The organism is Streptomyces niveiscabiei (assembly GCF_001419795.1).
Taxonomy (GTDB): domain Bacteria; phylum Actinomycetota; class Actinomycetes; order Streptomycetales; family Streptomycetaceae; genus Streptomyces; species Streptomyces niveiscabiei.
The window spans coordinates 1-2,071 of record NZ_LIRL01001098.1; the positions used below are offsets into that span (position 1 = coordinate 1).

The following is a 2,071-nucleotide window of genomic DNA, read 5'->3' on the forward strand; positions in this document are numbered from 1 at the left end:
CCCCTCTGCCCGGCATCCCCGTCCAGACTTCCCGCGCGCAGCAGACGCGCCCCCACCCCGCCGTCCTCCTCGAAATCCTGCCGCGCCCGTGGGAGCCCGACCGGTGTGACTGGACGGTGTCCGTGCTGCACGCGGACGGTGGGGCCGACCCGCTGCCGGGGGAGGAGCGGGCGCGGATCGCGGAGTTGCCGGGGCGGATCGCGGGCACGCTCGCGGAGGCGTTCCGGCGGTGCGACGAGCCCGGGCGGCCGGCGGTGCTGCAAGTGGCCGTGCCGCACGTGCTGCTGGGCATCGACGTCGACGCCTGGCGGCCGGTGCCGGGGGAGGAGCCGCTCGGGGTGGCGCGGCCCGTGGTCGTGCGGGTCGCCGACCGGGAGCAGCTCGTCGACGACCTGGGCGACCTGGACGGCACGGAGTGGTTCGACGCGCGGGAGGAGCGGGCCGCGCGCTGGCGCTGGCTGCACGCGCACCGCGCGCAGGCCGAACTCCTGGACTGCGACGACGGCTTGCGGGTACCCGTCCCGACGGTGGAGAAGCTGCGCTCGCTCGCGCACGGCACGGTCCCCGTGCTGTGCCGGTACGGCGACCACCGGTACGAGGACGACGCGGCGGCGCTCGCGCGGATCGTGCACGGCGGGTACGGCGTCGCCCTGTGGCGGCGCGGGAGGGCCCGCCCGGACACGGTGTGCGGCGAGTTCCACCGGGGCAGCGTCGACGAGATCGCCCGCCCGCCGAGCGCGGCCCGTCTGCCCGAGGCCGTCCACGGCCTCCGGGTGCGGCTCGGCGAGGGCCGGGGCGAGACCTTCTGGGCGGCCGGCGTGGCCCTGCTGTACGACGACCCGACCCAACCCCTGCCGGGTACGGGCGAGTTGCTGGAGGCGCCGTGACGCGACCCCTACCAGCTCCCCCCTGGCATCGATACCGTGAGCACGGCCGCCCGGGGAGTGGACGAGTGACGAGGACCGGATCATGACGGAATCCAGTGAGTGGCTCATCTACCGGGGCGCGGGGGAACCGCACGACGGCGTCGAGCGGTTGCCCGCGCCGCCGCCCTGGCGGGACTTCGCGGGGCGGGACGCGCAGGGCGAGGGGTCGGAGGACCGGCGGCTCGGGGCGCACCGGCACCTCGCCGAGCTGCACCGGCCCGGCGCGGAGGAGCTGGAGATGATCAACGCGGCGCTGTATCTGCGCCGCCCGCTGCTGGTCACCGGCAGCCCCGGCGCGGGCAAGAGCACGCTCGCGCACTCGGTCGCGTACGAACTCGGGCTCGGCAACGTCCTGCGCTGGTCCATCGTCAGCCGCTCCGCCCTCCAGGACGGGCTGTACCACTACGACGCCATCGCGCGCCTCCAGGACGTCCAGATCGCCGCACAGGGGGGCTTCGGCTCGGCCGCCGGGTCGCCGGGGGCCGTCGAGGGCATCGGGAGCTACATCCGGCTCGGGCCGCTCGGTACGGCGCTGCTGCCGTCCGCGACGCCGCGCGTGCTGCTCATCGACGAGCTGGACAAGAGCGACATCGACCTGCCGAACGACCTCCTGAACGTCCTGGAGGAAGGGGAGTTCGCGATACCGGAGCTGGAGCGGATCGCCGACCGGCTGCCGGACGGGGAGGCGGAGGTCCTCACGGCGGACGGGGTGAAGGTCCGCGTCAAGGACGGGCGGGTACGGTGCCGGGCGTTCCCCTTCGTCGTCCTCACCAGCAACGGCGAACGCGACTTCCCGGCCCCCCTGATGCGCCGCTGCATCCACCTGGAGCTGGGCCGCCCCGACCACAACCGGCTCGCGAACTTCGTCCGCGCCCACCTCGGCGACGAGGCCGCGCGCGCGGGCGACGACCTGATCACCCACTTCCTGGAACGCTCCCGCAGCGAACTCCTCGCCGCCGACCAGCTGTTGAACGCGATCTACCTCACGGACGCCGCCGCCCCACCGAGCCGCGACCGCCTGGCCGACCTCCTCATCCAGCGCCTCGACCGCCCGAGGTGACCCCCGATGCCCGAAGCGCTCCCCCGCCACGGCCCGGACGACGACCCCACGCCCGACAACGCGCCCGCGCACCACACCCCTACGC

The 2,071-nt window shown here is 75.0% G+C and carries 2 protein-coding genes; both read left to right on the forward strand.

Annotation, left to right across the window (positions count from 1 at the left end; genetic code table 11):
• On the forward strand, nt 1-887 hold an 887-nt coding region (locus tag AOK24_RS40460; RefSeq protein WP_478078787.1), incomplete at its 5' end, for a VMAP-C domain-containing protein.
• A gap of 82 nt (nt 888-969) precedes the next feature.
• On the forward strand, nt 970-1,986 hold the full coding sequence (locus tag AOK24_RS40465; protein WP_055724901.1) for an AAA family ATPase: 1,017 nt from the start codon (nt 970-972) through the stop codon (nt 1,984-1,986).
• Nucleotides 1,987-2,071: the final 85 nt, after the last annotated feature.

What these genes read in the sequence shown, in the direction of transcription:
- AOK24_RS40465 (WP_055724901.1), top strand. Translation starts at nt 970, where the DNA reads ATGACGGAATCCAGTGAGTGGCTCATCTACCGGGGCGCGGGGGAACCG.